The sequence below is a fragment of the Viridibacillus arenosi genome, from assembly GCF_001955655.1.
Lineage (GTDB): Bacteria > Bacillota > Bacilli > Bacillales_A > Planococcaceae > Viridibacillus > Viridibacillus arenosi.
In genome coordinates this window covers 71,006-87,584 of the sequence record NZ_MSPW01000013.1, presented here as the reverse complement: position 1 = coordinate 87,584, position 16,579 = coordinate 71,006, and the positions used below count along the sequence as shown (strand labels likewise).

The 16,579-nt window shown below is 35.1% G+C and carries 14 protein-coding genes and 1 riboswitch; of the genes, 11 read left to right on the top strand and 3 right to left on the bottom strand.

Going from position 1 to position 16,579, the window contains the following annotated elements:
• Window positions 1-34: 34 nt before the first annotated feature.
• The 4 genes from BK137_RS18880 to BK137_RS18865 all read left to right on the top strand — a co-directional run bounded on the left by BK137_RS18880 (window position 35) and on the right by BK137_RS18865 (window position 5,457).
• Window positions 35-1,312, top strand: a complete 1,278-nt coding sequence (locus tag BK137_RS18880; protein ID WP_038178659.1) for an MFS transporter — start codon at window positions 35-37, stop codon at window positions 1,310-1,312.
• 501 nt (window positions 1,313-1,813) lie between these two features.
• Window positions 1,814-3,028 carry an MFS transporter gene (locus tag BK137_RS18875; RefSeq protein WP_038178657.1) on the top strand — a complete coding sequence of 405 codons (1,215 nt, stop codon included), beginning with the start codon at window positions 1,814-1,816 and terminating at the stop codon, window positions 3,026-3,028.
• Window positions 3,029-3,592: 564 nt separating this feature from the next.
• Entirely contained in the window at window positions 3,593-4,099 is a 507-nt protein-coding gene (locus tag BK137_RS18870; protein ID WP_038178656.1) for a YehS family protein, read from the top strand.
• 374 nt (window positions 4,100-4,473) lie between these two features.
• Complete coding sequence (locus BK137_RS18865) at window positions 4,474-5,457, top strand: tRNA dihydrouridine synthase (RefSeq protein ID WP_179078292.1); 984 nt, start codon at window positions 4,474-4,476, stop codon at window positions 5,455-5,457.
• A 354-nt stretch (window positions 5,458-5,811) separates the two neighbouring features.
• Here the strand turns inward: BK137_RS18865 and BK137_RS18860 are convergent, their stop codons facing one another.
• Together BK137_RS18860 and BK137_RS18855 are read right to left on the bottom strand one after the other, a co-directional pair.
• On the bottom strand, window positions 5,812-6,021 hold the full coding sequence (locus BK137_RS18860) for an alpha/beta-type small acid-soluble spore protein (protein ID WP_038178652.1): 210 nt from the start codon (window positions 6,019-6,021) through the stop codon (window positions 5,812-5,814).
• Between the two features lie 468 nt (window positions 6,022-6,489).
• Window positions 6,490-7,041, bottom strand: a complete 552-nt coding sequence (locus tag BK137_RS18855) for a DJ-1/PfpI family protein (RefSeq protein ID WP_038178649.1) — start codon at window positions 7,039-7,041, stop codon at window positions 6,490-6,492.
• A 240-nt stretch (window positions 7,042-7,281) separates the two neighbouring features.
• Between BK137_RS18855 and BK137_RS18850 the strand changes: the two genes are divergently transcribed.
• The gene (locus BK137_RS18850; RefSeq protein WP_038178647.1) at window positions 7,282-7,710 is read left to right on the top strand and encodes a S1 domain-containing RNA-binding protein; all 429 of its coding nucleotides are present in this window, start codon (window positions 7,282-7,284) and stop codon (window positions 7,708-7,710) included.
• A gap of 239 nt (window positions 7,711-7,949) precedes the next feature.
• Window positions 7,950-8,050, top strand: a riboswitch (SAM riboswitch).
• Between the two features lie 109 nt (window positions 8,051-8,159).
• Window positions 8,160-9,281, top strand: a complete 1,122-nt coding sequence (locus tag BK137_RS18845; protein ID WP_038178645.1) for a 5-methyltetrahydropteroyltriglutamate--homocysteine S-methyltransferase — start codon at window positions 8,160-8,162, stop codon at window positions 9,279-9,281.
• A gap of 65 nt (window positions 9,282-9,346) precedes the next feature.
• On the opposite strand, the gene BK137_RS18840 is transcribed toward BK137_RS18845, so the two are convergent.
• Entirely contained in the window at window positions 9,347-9,841 is a 495-nt protein-coding gene (locus BK137_RS18840) for a L,D-transpeptidase family protein (protein ID WP_038178728.1), read from the bottom strand.
• Between the two features lie 299 nt (window positions 9,842-10,140).
• Here BK137_RS18840 and BK137_RS18835 point away from each other — a divergent pair, with 299 nt between their 5' ends.
• From BK137_RS18835 to BK137_RS18815, 5 genes are all read left to right on the top strand, one after another.
• Window positions 10,141-12,036: a PrkA family serine protein kinase gene (locus BK137_RS18835; RefSeq protein WP_038178726.1), complete on the top strand. Its 1,896-nt coding sequence runs from the start codon at window positions 10,141-10,143 to the stop codon at window positions 12,034-12,036.
• A 373-nt stretch (window positions 12,037-12,409) separates the two neighbouring features.
• Window positions 12,410-13,573: a sporulation protein YhbH gene (gene yhbH, locus BK137_RS18830; protein ID WP_038178643.1), complete on the top strand. Its 1,164-nt coding sequence runs from the start codon at window positions 12,410-12,412 to the stop codon at window positions 13,571-13,573.
• A gap of 62 nt (window positions 13,574-13,635) precedes the next feature.
• Window positions 13,636-15,036: a SpoVR family protein gene (locus BK137_RS18825; RefSeq protein WP_038178641.1), complete on the top strand. Its 1,401-nt coding sequence runs from the start codon at window positions 13,636-13,638 to the stop codon at window positions 15,034-15,036.
• A 175-nt stretch (window positions 15,037-15,211) separates the two neighbouring features.
• Window positions 15,212-15,514 carry a YunC family protein gene (locus tag BK137_RS18820; RefSeq protein WP_038178639.1) on the top strand — a complete coding sequence of 101 codons (303 nt, stop codon included), beginning with the start codon at window positions 15,212-15,214 and terminating at the stop codon, window positions 15,512-15,514.
• Window positions 15,515-15,732: 218 nt separating this feature from the next.
• Window positions 15,733-16,437, top strand: coding sequence for a DUF421 domain-containing protein (locus tag BK137_RS18815; protein WP_038178637.1), 705 nt, complete (start codon window positions 15,733-15,735; stop codon window positions 16,435-16,437).
• Window positions 16,438-16,579 lie beyond the last annotated feature (142 nt).

Sequence of the window (16,579 nt, the reverse complement as noted above, 5' to 3'; positions counted from 1 at the left end):
TACATAGAGTAAAAGCTAATAGGAGTAGAAATCATTGGAAAAACAAAATAGCAGATACAGATGGGTTGTATTTGTTGCTGTATTATTTACTTATTTGTTAATGGCAAGCCAACGAACTGCTCCAGGATTGATTACAGACCAATTAATGAGGGATTTTAATGTAACTGCATCAACGATTGGCTTATTGACGAGTATACAATTTTTTGTGTATACGAGTTTGCAAATTCCAATGGGGATTTTGGCTGATCGTTATGGTCCAAACTTTTTTCTAATTATCGGGGCCTTACTTACAGGTTTAGGTACAATCATTTATAGTCTTGGTACACATGAATTGGTCTTGTTTTTTTCTAGAATATTAACTGGGATAGGGGATGCGACCATATGGGTTAATATGGTGCTAATTTTGGCCCAATGGTTTCATACAAAGGAATTTGTTCGATTAATTGGCCTGGCGGGCATGACAGGAAGTCTGGGTTTCTTGTTGGCGACAGTCCCTTTCTCCGAATGGATAATTTTACTTGGTTGGAGGGCGGCATTTTTCTCAGCAGGACTACTATTATGTTTATGTGGCTTTCTCCTTTATTTTGTACTTGTAAAAAAACCTAAAAGAATTTTTTGGGATGAACCGGTAGTAGTAACAGTAGAAGTACAACGCGAAAAAACAGTAGTTTTATTACGAAGAATTTTTTCAAATCGTCAAGCATGGGCTCTATTCTTTTGTCATTTTGGAGTAGTCGGAGGTTATGTAGGGTTTATCAGTTCTTGGGCAGTACCATATGGAATGAATATGTATGAAATGACACGCTCAGATGCAAGCCAGCTGATTATGATTGGTCTCATCGGGGCACTTATTGGAGCTCCTCTAACTAGTTGGATTTCAAGCCGGTTAGAAACAATAAAACGGCCATATATTGTCGTTCATATCACTGTTTTATTGGGATGGTTTTCTTTCCTTTTATTTAATGGACATCCGTCATTTTTCTTGTTAATTATACTTTTCTTTATCATTGGTTTTGGATATGGGTCAAGTGCATTAACCTTTGCAGCTGTACGCCAATCTTTCCCTATAAAAGAATCTGGCATTGTTTCTGGAGTTGCGAATACGGGTGGCTTTCTAAGTGCTGTCTTGCTACCAATCATTTTTGGATTTATATTGGATTATTTTCAAGCTACTTCAGGTAATCAAGTTGATGGATACTACTATGGTTTCATCACGCCAGTGATATTCTCCATAATTGGCTTGATTGGAGTGATTTCATATAAGGAAAAGCGTCAGGTAACAGGAGATAAAACGAATATCCGCCTGTCTTAACCTAGCATAATATAAAATGCATGATTCTAAGTTGACCAATCCCTTTTGCATAAACTCACCAAAACCTCTTTGTTACGCCATACACGCCGTACATTGTGAAGCTGTGGAAAGCTAGTAATAAAAGATACAGGTAACCAAATTGCACTTTAATGTAGCACATTATTTTTCTATAATATGACATGGTAAAACAAATTATAGTTTGATAGAATAAGTAACAAGATAATTATCCTTTAATATAGCCCAGAGAGGCTAAAAAGGGCTACTTGATATTTTATACGTTATTATATCTTTGCTTTTTCATGCCCTTTTGTCCTCTCTGACGGAAGGGTATTTTATTTTGCTTTAATGTTGTGAGTAGACATAACTTTAGTACCTCTTTTAAAGTAAGTCCTGTGAGGCTTAAAAGGAAAATGGAAAAGTTTCATTTAATAGATTGATACATCCATTCCTCTTGAAATAAAAGAGATTATTTGCATTAAGAAAATATTGGAGGATCGTAAAATGGATTATCGAAAAAAAACGGTGGTAGCATCGGTAGCTGGTTTAACATTAGAGGGTATGGACATCATGTTTATTTCTTTTGCGATGACAATGATTATTTCGGAATTTAACATTGATTTAGCAACTGGTGGACTTATTTCTTCTATAACAAATATAGGTATGTTATTAGGTGGAATTATTTTTGGAATTCTAGCAGATAAGTATGGTCGAGTAAAAGTTTTTACCTATACTGTTTTGCTGTTTGCAATAGGCACAGCATTCACAGGATTAGCAACAAATATTGAGCAAGTATATATATATAGATTTATTGCAGGATTAGGTGCTGGTGGTGAATATGGAATCGGTATGGCGCTTGTTGCAGAAGCCTGGCCGAAGAATAAACAAGGGAGAGCATCTTCTTATGTAAGTGTAGGTGCTCAATACGGTGTCATTATCGCGGCGTTGCTTAGTGCAATTATTCTTCCTACTTTAGGGTGGAGAGCATTATTTTTCGTTGGTGTGGTGCCTGTTATTTTTGCCGTTATTGTACGTAAGAATCTAGACGAATCACCTGAGTGGCTAGCTGCTCAGAAGAATAAGAAAATCGGTAATAAAGATGAAAAGAGTAAGTTATTTCAATTGTTTGAAACCCCTCGAACTACAATGACGACAATCTCTTTAATCATAATGGCAACTGTTCAAATTGCTGGTTATAATGGCTTGATGATTTGGCTTCCATCTATGCTACAAAAATCACAAGGCTTATCTATTTCAAGCTCTGCACTTTGGACAATCAGTACAGCAGTAGGAATGATTATTGGTATGTTAACCTTCGGAAGATTCATGGATCGATTTGGAGCAAAGCGTACCTTTGGAATCTTTCTTCTTGCCTCTGCATGTGCTGTGTTTTTATACTCATATGCAACTGGAAGTGTGGGCGTATTATTAGGTGGTGCAATCGTTGGATTCTTCTCAAATGGAATGTTTGCCGGATATGGTGCATTAATTAGTAGCTTTTATCCCGTTCAGATTCGAAGTACGGCTACAAACACAATCTTTAACTTCGGTAGAGCTATTGGAGGATTTTCACCAATCCTTGTAGGATATATTCTACAGAGTTATGACATGACAGTTGCGATGGTCTATTTAGCTGTTCTATATTGCATTTCCTTTATTGTCATGCTTACTTTGAAAAAAAGTACATGGAAGCCTATGCAATCAATTGAAAAATACTAAATATTACTGATAAGAAAATGTTAATTTAACGATCAATTGAAATGAAATGTATTCCCGTTTTGATTGATGGATTATTAATCTTATGACTTTAGTCAGCTTGTCTTGAGTAAGTCTATATACAAAAACACATACAGTGCGATGCTAAAGAAGACCATGGATTTGAAAATATTCTATGGTCTTTTTTAAATTATTGTTCAATTATTAAAATCACTAAAGAGTAGTATAGATTAGTTAGTAAGCGAGAAAATAAAGATGTGTGAGTACTAAGTTATATTCCGTTTTATGGAAGTTTAAAAGAGAATGCGACATAACTTGAAAAAAACGTTAGTTCTTGTGAAAATGGAGATTGTAAGAGTGTTTACACATATTTGGAGAGTTATCGCCATTTGAATAATGTAGGTGATGTAAATATATAGATGTCGACTCCTAAAGCTAATTGATAGAAATAGAATTTTTTTAAGGTACTACTAACAACGTTGTGTATATACGTGTTAAGATTCTTAAAGGACAATCAAACTGCTGAAGCGACGAAGAAAATAAGCAATAGTATGAGGTGCATTATAAATGGATAACAATGATATTTTAATTAGAACAAGATACGCTCTAGATATAAAAAATAGAGATATGGTAGAGATATTTAAACTTGGTGGTATGGAAGTAACAAGAGAAGAAGTACCAAAAATATTGACAAAATCAAAAGATGAATTTGATGATGAAGCTAGCGTAGAAGAAAATGACGATCAGATAAAATGTGATTATAAAATGTTAGAGTCATTTTTAAATGGTTTCATTACTTTCAAAAGAGGAAAACAAGATACAAAACAAGGACAACCAAAAGCTCCTGAAACTACTAAGGACCATGTGAATAATATGCTTCTTAAGAAATTGAAAGTAGCACTACAACTAACAACGGAAGATATGTTGGATATCCTTGATGATGGCGGTATAGCCGTTTCAAAAGGTGAATTAGGCGCTATTTTAAGAAAGCCAGGGCATAGAAATTATAAAGATTGTGGCGATAATTTCGCACGTAAATTCTTAAAAGGTTTGGCTGTAAGATATAGAGCGTAAGGGAATAGTATACTTAATTTTCACAAAAGCCTCTTTCTTTGGAAAGGGGTTTTTCAAATGTATGGTTATTTATGTTTAGATAAATTTATTTCTTATGTAGTAAGTTCTCGCATGCGACACATTGCGAAGTGGTCGCGAGGTTGGAGATGGTATAGAAAAAATCTATACCATCTGCTTTTTTGTGTGTAAAATAATATTCAGGATCAATTTTGGTTAAAATAAATATTGCAGATTTTCACAATAGTTTTTCATAAATTATAAATGTCCAAATGTACTTGTGTTTGATAATAAGTTATTAAACATGATATAAGTGTAAAAGAAGTGGAACATTAGGCTTTATATTTTTTGACCGAGAGTTTGAAGTTGTATCCATAGTGAGAGGATTTGAGTTTGAAATGATAGATAATTTTTGGCGTGATTTACCACGACCATTTTTTGTACTTGCACCAATGGAAGATGTGACAGATGTTGTTTTTCGTCACGTTGTAAGTGAAGCCGGTCGACCGGATGTATTTTTCACAGAGTTTACAAACTCGGATAGCTATTGTCATCCAGAGGGCATGAAAAGTGTGCGTGGCCGTTTGACTTTTACAGAAGATGAACAGCCAATGGTGGCACATATTTGGGGGGATAATCCCGAATATTTCCGTCAAATGAGTATTGGCATGGCAGAGCTAGGATTTAAAGGCATCGATATTAATATGGGCTGCCCTGTACCGAATGTGGCATCGAGAGGGAAAGGTAGTGGTCTTATTCTGCGTCCAGATGTTGCGGCAGAACTTATTCAAGCAGCAAAAGAGGGCGGACTGCCTGTCAGCGTGAAAACACGAATTGGCTATAACGATATAAATGAGTGGGAGGAGTGGCTAACGCATATTTTAAAACAGGATATTGCGAACCTTTCTATTCATTTACGTACAAGAAAGGAAATGAGCCAAGTAGATGCGCATTGGGAGCTAATTCCGGAAATCAAAAAATTACGTGACCGTATCGCACCAAATACGCTACTAACAATCAATGGAGACATTCCTGACCGTCAAACTGGGCAGCAGCTTGCTGAACAATATGGTATTGATGGCGTTATGATCGGGCGAGGTATTTTTAAAAATCCTTTTGCTTTTGAAAAAGAGCCAAAAGAGCATAGCAGTAAAGAGTATCTTGATCTTTTAAGACTGCAGCTTGATCTTCAAGATCAATATGCGGAAGTACTACCACGATCAATGACAGGGCTTCATCGCTTTTTTAAAATTTATGTCAAAGGATTCCCTGGAGCTGCTGAATTAAGAAATCAATTGATGAACACGAAATCAACAGATGAAGTGCGTGCATTGCTTGATAACTTTGGAAAAGAATGTTGACGGGACAGTGAAATGATGAAACTCTTAAAAAGTTAGAGAAAAAATGAATCACATCAACTCATGTGTACTTATTTTATTTAGTTTCAAGTTCCTTTGCGGCCGCACCTTTTATTTTGATAAAGTCTGTTTTCTGAAAGAAAAAGGTCTTAAGAATGGAATAAACCTACCAGCACCCTTGTGTTGCCACATACACTCTGTACATTCTGAAGCAGTATGTGGTAGAAGTTACTATAATCATTTAAGAACGAATTCCAATTAGAAGAATTCGATTAGACTGTGATTATTTAAATTAAAGTTTTTAAATCCAAAGTAAAAAGGTAGAGCATAATAACTCTACCTTCTTACTTTGGATTTTTATTTCCCGGAATTTCCTTTTACTTGGTTTTCAGCCATTTGAACTAATCGTTTAGTAATTTCTCCACCAACTGAACCGTTTGCACGAGAAGAAGCCTCTCCTCCAAGTTGTACACCAAACTCTTGAGCAATTTCATATTTCATTTGATCAATCGCTTGTTGAACACCAGGTACTTCAAGTTTATTTGAACTTCGGTTATTTGAAGCCATAACTTTCACCTCCTTGTGATATTAGAATGGACAAAGATTTGTTTTTAATACATTTAGTTAAGAGGTGAAAAGTTCATCCTACAAATATTTTTAGGCTGCAATAGCGACAGAAAAGCCTCATTGGATTGTCTTAAAAAAAATTTTTTAATGTAGCTTTTAATGAAAGGGATTGTAAATAGTATTTTTGAAATAAAAATATAGTAATTACAAAAAGGTTATTCTGTGAAACAAACGGAGAAATAATAATGCAGGCAGAATAAGTGTGGGGAATTTAGTAGCTTAGAGTGTAGAATATCCAATTGAATTACAGATTAAAACTGATCTACATTTTAATTTATACTAATTTCAAATGCTTACTGTTTATGAATGAGGTTTATGAGGAAGTGAATCAGTAGTTATAAAGAAACGTATCCAAAATACTTTAGGATATATGGATACGTTCTTTTGTCTATCTTTTATTAACAAACCTTATTGATTCAGTTGTTTAATGAATTCCCTCATAAATCCGGGTAGATCAGGCCAAGCATGTCCGGAAATGAGGTTTCCTTGAACATGGAGAGGATCTTCAATATAAGTTGCACCCGCAGCTTCTACATCTGGTTTACATGCGATATAAGCCGTTAATTCGCGACCTATTAAGTATTGAGAAACAGTTGTTAAAATGAGACTAGCGTGGCAAATTGCTGCAACAGGTTTATTTGCCTCAAAGAAATGAGCAACGATTTTTGGAACATTTTCATTTAATCGAATGTATTCAGGAGCTCTACCTCCAGGGATAATCAATCCATCATACTCTTCAGGCTGTACATCCTCAAACGCCAAATGAGATTCAATTAAGTATCCTTTACTCTCTGTATAAGTATCCCAACCAATAAAATCATGAACGACCGTCTGTAAGTTTTTCTTCGATGGAGCAGCTATTTGCACATCATAGCCCTCTTCAAGACAACGATAATAAGGATAATAAATCTCCAAAGCCTCAACGGCATCTCCAGCTAACAATAATACTTTCTTTGACATTACTCATTTCCTCCTCTCAAAAATGGTCTTTCGCCTTCACTTGTATATTCTGAATATATTATCAATTCCCTCTATTACGATAGATTTTTTTAAAAAATCTAATTGTGCCAGTCACGGATACTATTTAAGTTATTAGTATTAAATTGGAAATATTGTTGATATTAAAAAATATAGCGGAATACTGGCGCCAAAAATTAAATTTGATATAATAAAGTATAGTATTTATTAGGAGGAAATGGATTGTCAGTAGAAATTGGTAGCAAGGTACAAGGTAAGGTTACAGGAATCACAAATTTTGGTGCGTTTGTTGAGTTGCCAGATAAGGTCACAGGACTTGTGCACATTAGTGAAGTTGCAGAAGCTTACGTAAAAGATATTAATGACCATCTGAAAGTTGGGGATCAAGTAGAAGTTAAGGTCCTAAGCGAAAAAGAAGGAAAAATTGCCTTATCCATTAAAAAAGCGATTGATAAACCTGTTGAAAATACGTCTTCATATACGAAGCGTCCATATCGCCAGAAAGATAGTCGTCCACGAGGCAATTTCCAACCGAAGGAAACCTTTGAAGATAAGATGGCTAAATTCTTAAAATCAAGTGAAGATAACTTATCTACTCTAAAACGCAGCACCGAGTCTAAACGTGGTGGAAGAGGCGGACGAAGAGGATAATTATAGATAGCAGAAGAAACGCACATCTTTTAAGATGTGCGTTTCTTTAATTTTATGGACCATAGTCACAGACACTACTTTAGTCATTAGAATTAAATAAAGTATATGATCGATATCAAATCTACGAATTAATAAATATTTAATAAGATAAAACTTGAATTGAACAGGTAAATAGTTCTGATTATTGACATTCTATGGATATACATGTAGATTGTTAACTAGTAATTAAATATGTAACTTTCTTATTTAGAGAGATGGAGGGACTGGCCCTTTGATATCTCAGCAACAGACTTTTTTTGCACTGTGCTAATTCCAGAAGCGTAACGCTTGAAGATAAGAAGAGTAAATAGCCATGAAGCCAATCTCTTCTTTCTTTTAAGAAGAGGTTTTTTTGTACCTCGAAAAGCTCAATAAAAAATACAAATTTAACTTCAGAGGGGTTGTCTAATTTGACTAATACAGTAACTAAAGCACCATTTCGAGCAGACCATGTAGGGAGCTTTCTTCGCCCACAAGTACTTAAAGATGCAAGAGCACAATATCAACAAGGTCAGATCACTAAAGAAGAATTACGATTAGTTGAGGATATAGAAATTGCTAAGCTTGTTGAAAAACAAAAAGAAGTTGGTCTATCTGCTGTAACAGATGGTGAATTTAGAAGAAGATGGTGGCATTTAGACTTTATCAGAGCGATTGAAGGGATTCGTGTTTATGAAATAGACCTTTCGGGTGCTTTTAATGGAGCGATGAAAAAAGCGGAGGCATACATGGTCGATTCGAAATTAAAGTTCCCTAAAGAACATCCATTTTTAGAAGACTTTAAGTATTTGAAAAGTATTGCCGGTGAGCATGTTGCTAAAATTACAATCCCAGGACCTAATATGATTTTTTACTCGGGTGTAGTTGGAAGCGAACCGTATTTAAGCAATCCTACATATGCTTCACTCGATGAGGTAGCTAAAGATATTAGTAAAGTATATCAAGATGCGATTCAAGCTTTTTATGAAGCAGGGTGCCGCTACTTACAATTAGATGATACAAGCTGGGGAGCTTTGTTCAGTGATGTTTTCCGAGATAAGATAAAAGAGCAGGGATTTGATCCAGATGAATTAGTAAAAAAGTTTGCTGATATTACTGTTGAAGCAGTAGCAAATAAACCGGAAGATATGACGGTTACGATCCATATTTGTCGAGGGAATTTTAAATCATCATGGTTATATCAAGGTGCGTATGAGCCGATCGCAAAAGAACTATTCTCACGTGTGAATGTGGATGCCTTTTTCTTAGAATTTGATAATGAACGATCAGGAGATTTTAATCCATTACGATTCATTAAAGATCAACATGTCGTTTTGGGATTGATTACTTCCAAGACTTCTGAACTCGAAGATGAAGATGAAATTAAAGGAAGAATCGAAGAAGCAACGAAATATGTGAATATCGATCAACTTTGTTTAAGTCCACAATGTGGTTTTGCCTCTACTGAAGAAGGCAATCTATTAACTGAAGAACAGCAATGGGAAAAATTACGTCATGTTGTACGTATCGCTAAAGACGTTTGGAATAAATAGATTTTAAAATAAGGACTATCTACAAAAGTCAGCTATCAGACTATTGTGGGTAGTCCTATTTACCATTATGGATGTATAAAAACCGGAGTTCCTATTGGAATAATACTTGCTAACTCTTCTACATCCTCATTATGCATACGAATACAGCCGTGAGATACGGCCTTACCGATTGAGCTTGGATCATTTGTGCCGTGAATTCCATACGTATCTTTTGATAAGCTCATCCACATTGTTCCAAATGGGCCTCCTGGGTTAGGTGCTTTATTAATGATAATAAAATTTCCTACAGGTGTATTGGTTAACATTTTTCCAACCGCAATAGGATATTGCTTTTGTAAAATACCATCTTTATATAATCTAAGCCAACGATTGTTGAGTGAAACATCAATTTGATATGGAATTGTATTAGGATCAGGAAAACCTGGAATAACAATAGGTTGGCCAATATAAAGTACATTTGGATTGATAGATGGGTTCGCGCTTATAATTGCGGATAGCGGTGTGCGATAATCTCTAGAAAGTTGAAACAGTGTTTCACCTGGTTTAACCGTATGAATCAGTGTAATCACCTCCGAAGTTGTTACAGTACATTATATGTTTGTTATATAGGGAGTTTCATAATGACATATTGACATTCACAATTTTTTTAGAAGGAATGGCAGAAAAGGTAAAACTGCTGACAACTATAAAATTGGTCTTTAGTAGGATTAATGACACTTTAACCAGTTGAATGCATGCTCCATGAGCTACTTCAAGATTTCCTCAAAGAAGAATCCTCAACAATGACTCATTATTGGGTATCATTATTTCTCTAATTTCATACTATGTTATAAATCAGGCTAAGAATGGAGGGAAGGCTATAGACATTTTAAGTAAGTTTAAAGTTTATCGTGAAGAAGAAAACAGACTGAAATGGGAAGGCTCGTTTGCGGATTACTTAAACATTGTAAAGGAAAGGCCGGAAGTTGCTCAAACAGCCCATTCACGTGTGTACAATATGATTAAAAGCTCTGGATTAGAAGAAAGAGATGGGCAAAAATTATTTAACTTTTTTGGACAAGAAATTTTCGGGCTCGAATCGGCAATTGAAAGATTGGTAGAGGAATACTTTCATCCTGCAGCAAGAAGATTAGATGTTCGCAAGCGGATTTTATTATTAATGGGACCCGTGAGTGGAGGGAAATCTACAATTGTGACATTGCTAAAACGAGGGCTTGAGCAATATTCACGAACAGATGAAGGAGCGGTATACGCAATAAAAGGATGTCCGATGCATGAAGACCCACTCCACCTTATTCCTCACCATTTGCGTAAAGATTTTTATGAAGAGTATGGTTTGCGCATAGAGGGTAATTTATCTCCTTTAAACACGATGAGACTCGAAAAAGAATATGATGGCCTTATTGAAAATGTCATGATTGAACGGATTACATTTTCAGAAGATAAACGTGTGGGGATTGGGACATTTACACCTTCTGATCCAAAATCACAGGACATTGCTGATTTAACTGGTAGTATTGATTTTTCAACGATTGCGGAATTTGGTTCTGAATCAGATCCACGTGCTTACCGTTTTGACGGAGAACTTAACAAAGCAAACCGTGGCATGATGGAGTTTCAGGAAATGCTTAAATTAGATGAAAAGTTTTTGTGGAACTTATTGTCATTAACACAAGAAGGCAATTTTAAAGCAGGCAGATTTGCATTAATAAGTGCTGACGAGTTAATTGTTGCTCATACGAACGAAACTGAATACCGATCTTTTATTTCAAATAAAAAGAACGAGGCACTTCACTCAAGAATTATTGTGATGCCTATTCCTTATAATTTAAAAGTAAGTCAGGAAGAGCGAATTTACGAGAAAATGATTAATGAAAGTGATATGGCGCATGTTCATATTGCCCCTCATGCATTAAAAGTAGCTGCAATCTTTTCTGTTTTAACTAGGTTAGAAACACCTAAAAAGCAAAGTATTGATCTTGTGAAAAAGATGCGTATGTACGATGGGGAAAGTGTAGAAGGATATAACTCAATTGATGTAGAGGAATTGAAAAAAGAATATCCAAATGAGGGCATGAATGGTATCGATCCTCGTTATATAATAAATCGAATTTCATCTGCCATTATTCGAAAAGAAGTGCCATCTATTAATGCATTAGATGTTTTACGCTCGCTTAAAGATGGGCTTGACCAACATGCCTCGATTTCCCAAGAAGATAGGGAAAAATTTATAAATTATATTGCAGTTGCAAGAAGAGAATACGATGATATTGCTAAGAATGAAGTTCAAAAAGCATTTGTTTATTCGTATGAAGAATCTGCAAAAACGCTAATGAACAATTACCTCGATAATGTTGAAGCATACTGTAATAAAAATAAAATTCGAGATTTCCTTACAGGAGAAGAAATGAATCCAGATGAAAAACTAATGCGATCCATAGAAGAACAAATAGGAATTTCGGAGAATGCGAAGAGGGGATTCCGAGAAGAAATTTTGATTCGTATTTCGGCTTATGCAAGAAATGGAAAGAGATTCGAATATCATTCTCATGAAAGATTACGTGAAGCAATTCAAAAGAAACTGTTTGCTGATTTAAAAGATGTTGTGAAAATTACAACGTCCTCAAAAATGCCTGACGAATCTCAGCTTAAAAAGATTAACGAAGTTGTTGCAAGGCTTATAGATGAACATGGATATAATTCAACTTCAGCAAATGAATTATTGCAATATGTAGGCAGCTTACTGAATCGTTAAAGTTAAGAAAAGCGTCTAGTTACCCCGAAAAGAGCTGGACGGATGCCCTTTAGCGATTTGAAGGGAGCATGGCGCATTCTTCTAGACAGCTATTACAAAACGTATATTATCTTTTCTTTTTAAATAAGGGGTGTCCAGATAAACTTTAGGGCACTCTTTTTTTTTTACAAAAAGAAGTTAAACAATTCTAAAAACTAACATATTATAAGAAAAGTGCCTTTCAATTTTAAGGGGTTTCATATAAGAAGTAAAACTTACAGGGAGCCGTACTTAATAATGCAATATCAAGAAATAACGGTCTTTTGATTATGATGTAAAGTCGGTTGCTAATAGTCTTAGGCGAATTTGATTTTATAGATGGGTGAGGATAAAAATGAGCGAAAACCAGGATAAGCGCTTTGTCATCTCTCAGGAAAATTGGTCCCTCCATCGCAAAGGGTACCAAGATCAACAACGCCACATGGAAAAAGTAAAAGATGCAATTAAAAATAATTTACCAGATTTAATAAGCGAAGAAAGTATTGTTATGTCAAATGGTCGTGAGGTTATTAAAATTCCTATACGATCTCTAGATGAATATAAAATTCGTTATAACTACGATAAGTCAAAACATGTTGGTCAAGGACAAGGTGATAGTCAGGTAGGCGATGTAGTAGCAAGAGCTCCAAGTCAAGGGGATAAAGGTAAAGGTGCAGGAAACGGTAAAGAAGCAGGTGACAAACCTGGAGAAGATTACTATGAGGCAGAAGTAAGTCTTGAAGAAATAGAGAGCGCCTTATTTAAAGAGTTAGAGTTACCTAATTTGAAAGAAAAAGAAATGGCAGATATCACAACCGAAAAAATTGAATTTAACGATATTCGGAAAAAAGGTCTTATGGGTAATATCGATAAGAAGCGTACAATCTTAAATGCGATTAAACGTAATGCCATAAAAGGAAAAGCAGAGATTACACCAATCCATAATGACGACTTACGTTTTAAAACATGGGATGAAGTGACAAACCCTGAATCAAAGGCAGTAGTCCTAGCGATGATGGATACAAGTGCCTCGATGGGCAATTTTGAAAAGTATTGTGCAAGGAGTTTTTTCTTTTGGATGACAAGATTTTTACGTTCCAAATACGAAACAGTTGAAATTGAATTTATTGCTCATCATACAGAAGCAAAAGTAGTATCAGAGGAAGATTTCTTTTCAAAAGGAGAAAGTGGAGGAACACTTTGTTCATCCGCCTATATAAAAGCTTTAGAACTGATTAAACAGAAATATAATCCAACAAGATATAATATTTATCCTGTTCATTTTTCAGATGGAGAAAATATGTCGACTGATAATGAAAAGTGTATGAAATTAGTTCAGGATCTAATGAAAGTATCCAGTATGTTCGGGTACGGAGAAGTAAATCAACATAATCGTTTTTCGACATTAATGTATAACTATAAAAAAATTGAAGATCAGAAATTTCGCCACTATATATTGAGACATAAAAGTGACGTTTATGAAGCATTAAAAAGCTTTTTCCAAAAAGTTGAGTCTTAAGCGAGAGACGGATGGTGCCAAGCACTCATTTCCTAATAATAGACACGGGGGGATTTAGATAAATGGAAAAAGAGCTTCACCAAGCGATTGATGAAATTACGGAAATTGCGACTGGGTTTGGTCTAGACTTTTACCCGATGCGTTATGAAATATGCCCTGCAGATATTATTTATACATTTGGAGCATACGGTATGCCTACTCGTTTTTCCCATTGGAGTTTCGGTAAACAATTTCACAAAATGAAGCTGCAGTACGATTTAGGTTTAAGTCAAATTTATGAGCTTGTCATTAACTCCAACCCTTGTTATGCATTCTTACTAGATACAAATAAGTTAACACAAAATAAGCTGATCATTGCGCACGTTTTAGCGCACTGTGACTTTTTCAAGAATAACGTTCGCTTCTCTAATACAAGACGAGATATGGTTGAGAGTATGACAGCTACGGCTGAACGAATAGCCAACTATGAAATGCTCTACGGAAAAGAGGAAGTTGAAGAGTTTTTAGATGCTGTATTAGCTATTCAAGAGCATATTGATCCATCTATACAACGACCCAAGTTGTTAACGTATGAGAACGATATAGATGAAGATGAGGATGTTGCCCGTAAAACGCCTTATGATGATCTTTGGAGAATAGACGAAAAAGAAAAAGAAGAGAAGATCATACGACAAAAAAAGAAACAGTTTCCGCCATATCCAGAAAAAGATCTACTATTATTCATTGAGCAATATAGTCGTGAATTAGAGGAATGGCAAAGAGATATATTAACGATGATGCGTGAGGAAATGCTCTATTTCTGGCCCCAATTAGAAACTAAAATTATGAATGAGGGCTGGGCTTCCTTCTGGCACCAACGTATTATGAGAGAGCTAAATTTAACAACGGATGAATCGATAGAATATGCGAAGTTAAACGCAGGTGTTGTTCAACCTTCAAAGACGACGATTAATCCATATTATCTAGGACTGAAAATTTTCGAAGATATTGAGAAACGATATGATTCCCCAACGGATGAGATGCGGAAATTAGGTGTGAAGCGGCACTCCGGTCGAGAGAAAATGTTTGAAGTACGAGAAGTTGAATCAGATATTTCCTTTATCCGAAACTATTTAACCAAAGACTTAGTGAAGCATGAAGATCTTTATTTATTTGAAAAAAAGGGCAATGAATATAAAATTACAGATAAGGATTATGAAAATGTACGTGATCAACTCGTATCAATGCGTGTGAATGGCGGGTTCCCATATATTCTTGTGAAAGATGGGGATTACTTACGAAATGGTGAATTATATTTAGTCCACGGATTTGAAGGAATGGAACTTGATACTCGCTATTTAGAAAATGTTCTAAGGTATATTTATCAGCTGTGGGGGCGCCCTGTTCATGTAGAAACGCATAGTGAAGAAAAAAAAGTTCTATATTCATATGATGGTAAAAAGAATTCACGGAGATTTTTATAAAACAAGATATGCAACGATTGAGCCCTTGAATTGCTCCATTTAAGGGCTTTATTAGTTGCATAAGTAAATATAGAAAGCTAGGCATACAAATAGTGAATTAATTAAAGAACATGCGGAATAACTCGAACAACTTTTTACCCAGTTTCATATGTATATAGAGGAAGGGGCGAATTAGATGGTTTCAACTGAAACAATTAATATTGAAGGTTCTATATTTAAGGCAGTTACTGTAAGTTTGCCTAAAACAACGTTATTAACGGTTTCGAATGATGTAGGTTATATTATGTGTGGTGCGTTAGACGTCGGACTTTTGAATACAAAATTAGCTGATCGTAAAATAGTTGCAGGTCGAGCAGTTGGTGTGAAGACAATTGAACAATTGTTGAATGCACCTCTTGAGTCCGTTACCCTTGAAGCAGAGCAATTTGGCATTGTTAAAGGAATGATTGGATCAGATGCATTGTTAAAAATGACTTAAAAGCTCCTAACACTAAGCAATGAATAGTAGCAATGATGTAAAGTTAAGGTAGAAATCATAATAATAATTGATCTAATGGGTCAGTCTTCATTACGTAAAGTAATAGGAGGCTGACCCATTTATTTTTATATGAAAAATTTTTGTAACAAGCTTTTCTTATAATACGGAAGTTAATGGAGATAATAAGAAAACTAAAAGGATTGAGAGGATGTGTCACTATGGACTTTTTTCATGCACAAGAAACGCTTACGGCAATTCAATGGTTTCTCCGAGCAATTGTTGCTTTTCTTTTTTTACTCATTGCAGCGAAAGTTATGGGGCAACGTTCTATCTCTCAATTGAGATTACTCGATTTTGCAATGGCAATATCTGTAGGTAATATCATCGCCCATCCCTTGTCTGATGAAGGGTTAGGGATGAAGGGCTCCATTATTACCATGTCAACTTTAGTTGTTTTATATTCAGTAGCTGTATATTTGAGCCTTAAATGGGTCCCGTTTCGACATATAATAGACTCCTCACCATTTCCACTTATTATGAATGGACAAATTGTTTCTAAAAATTTGTCGAAGGCTAGGATTTCCGTAGATTTACTTTTATCTGAATTAAGAAAAGAGAAAATAGAAGATATTCAAATGGTTGCTCTAGCTTTATGGGAGCCAGACGGAACTATTTCAAGCTTTTTATACCCTCAATACCAAACAATAACGCGAGCAGATATGAAGTTAGCACCTGAAGCTTTTTCTTTACCTACTGTACTTATTAAAGAGGGCAAAATTGATTACTTTGAATTGAAGAACTCAAATATTAATGAGGGTTGGCTTAAAGACAGAGTCATTTCCATGTATAAAGTGGATGTTAAAGATGTATTATTAGCAACATTAGACCAAAACAATAATTTGCAAGTATATCTGTATAACTAAAGAAGGTCTATCAAGTAATTTTCTTTGTGTTTAAAATAGATAGGATTTCATACGAAATTTAGTGAAAGTCCTATCTATTAAGATAAACATTGGAACTAAATTTGGAACAGTTACTATTAAAAGAAAATAAATTTCAAAATAA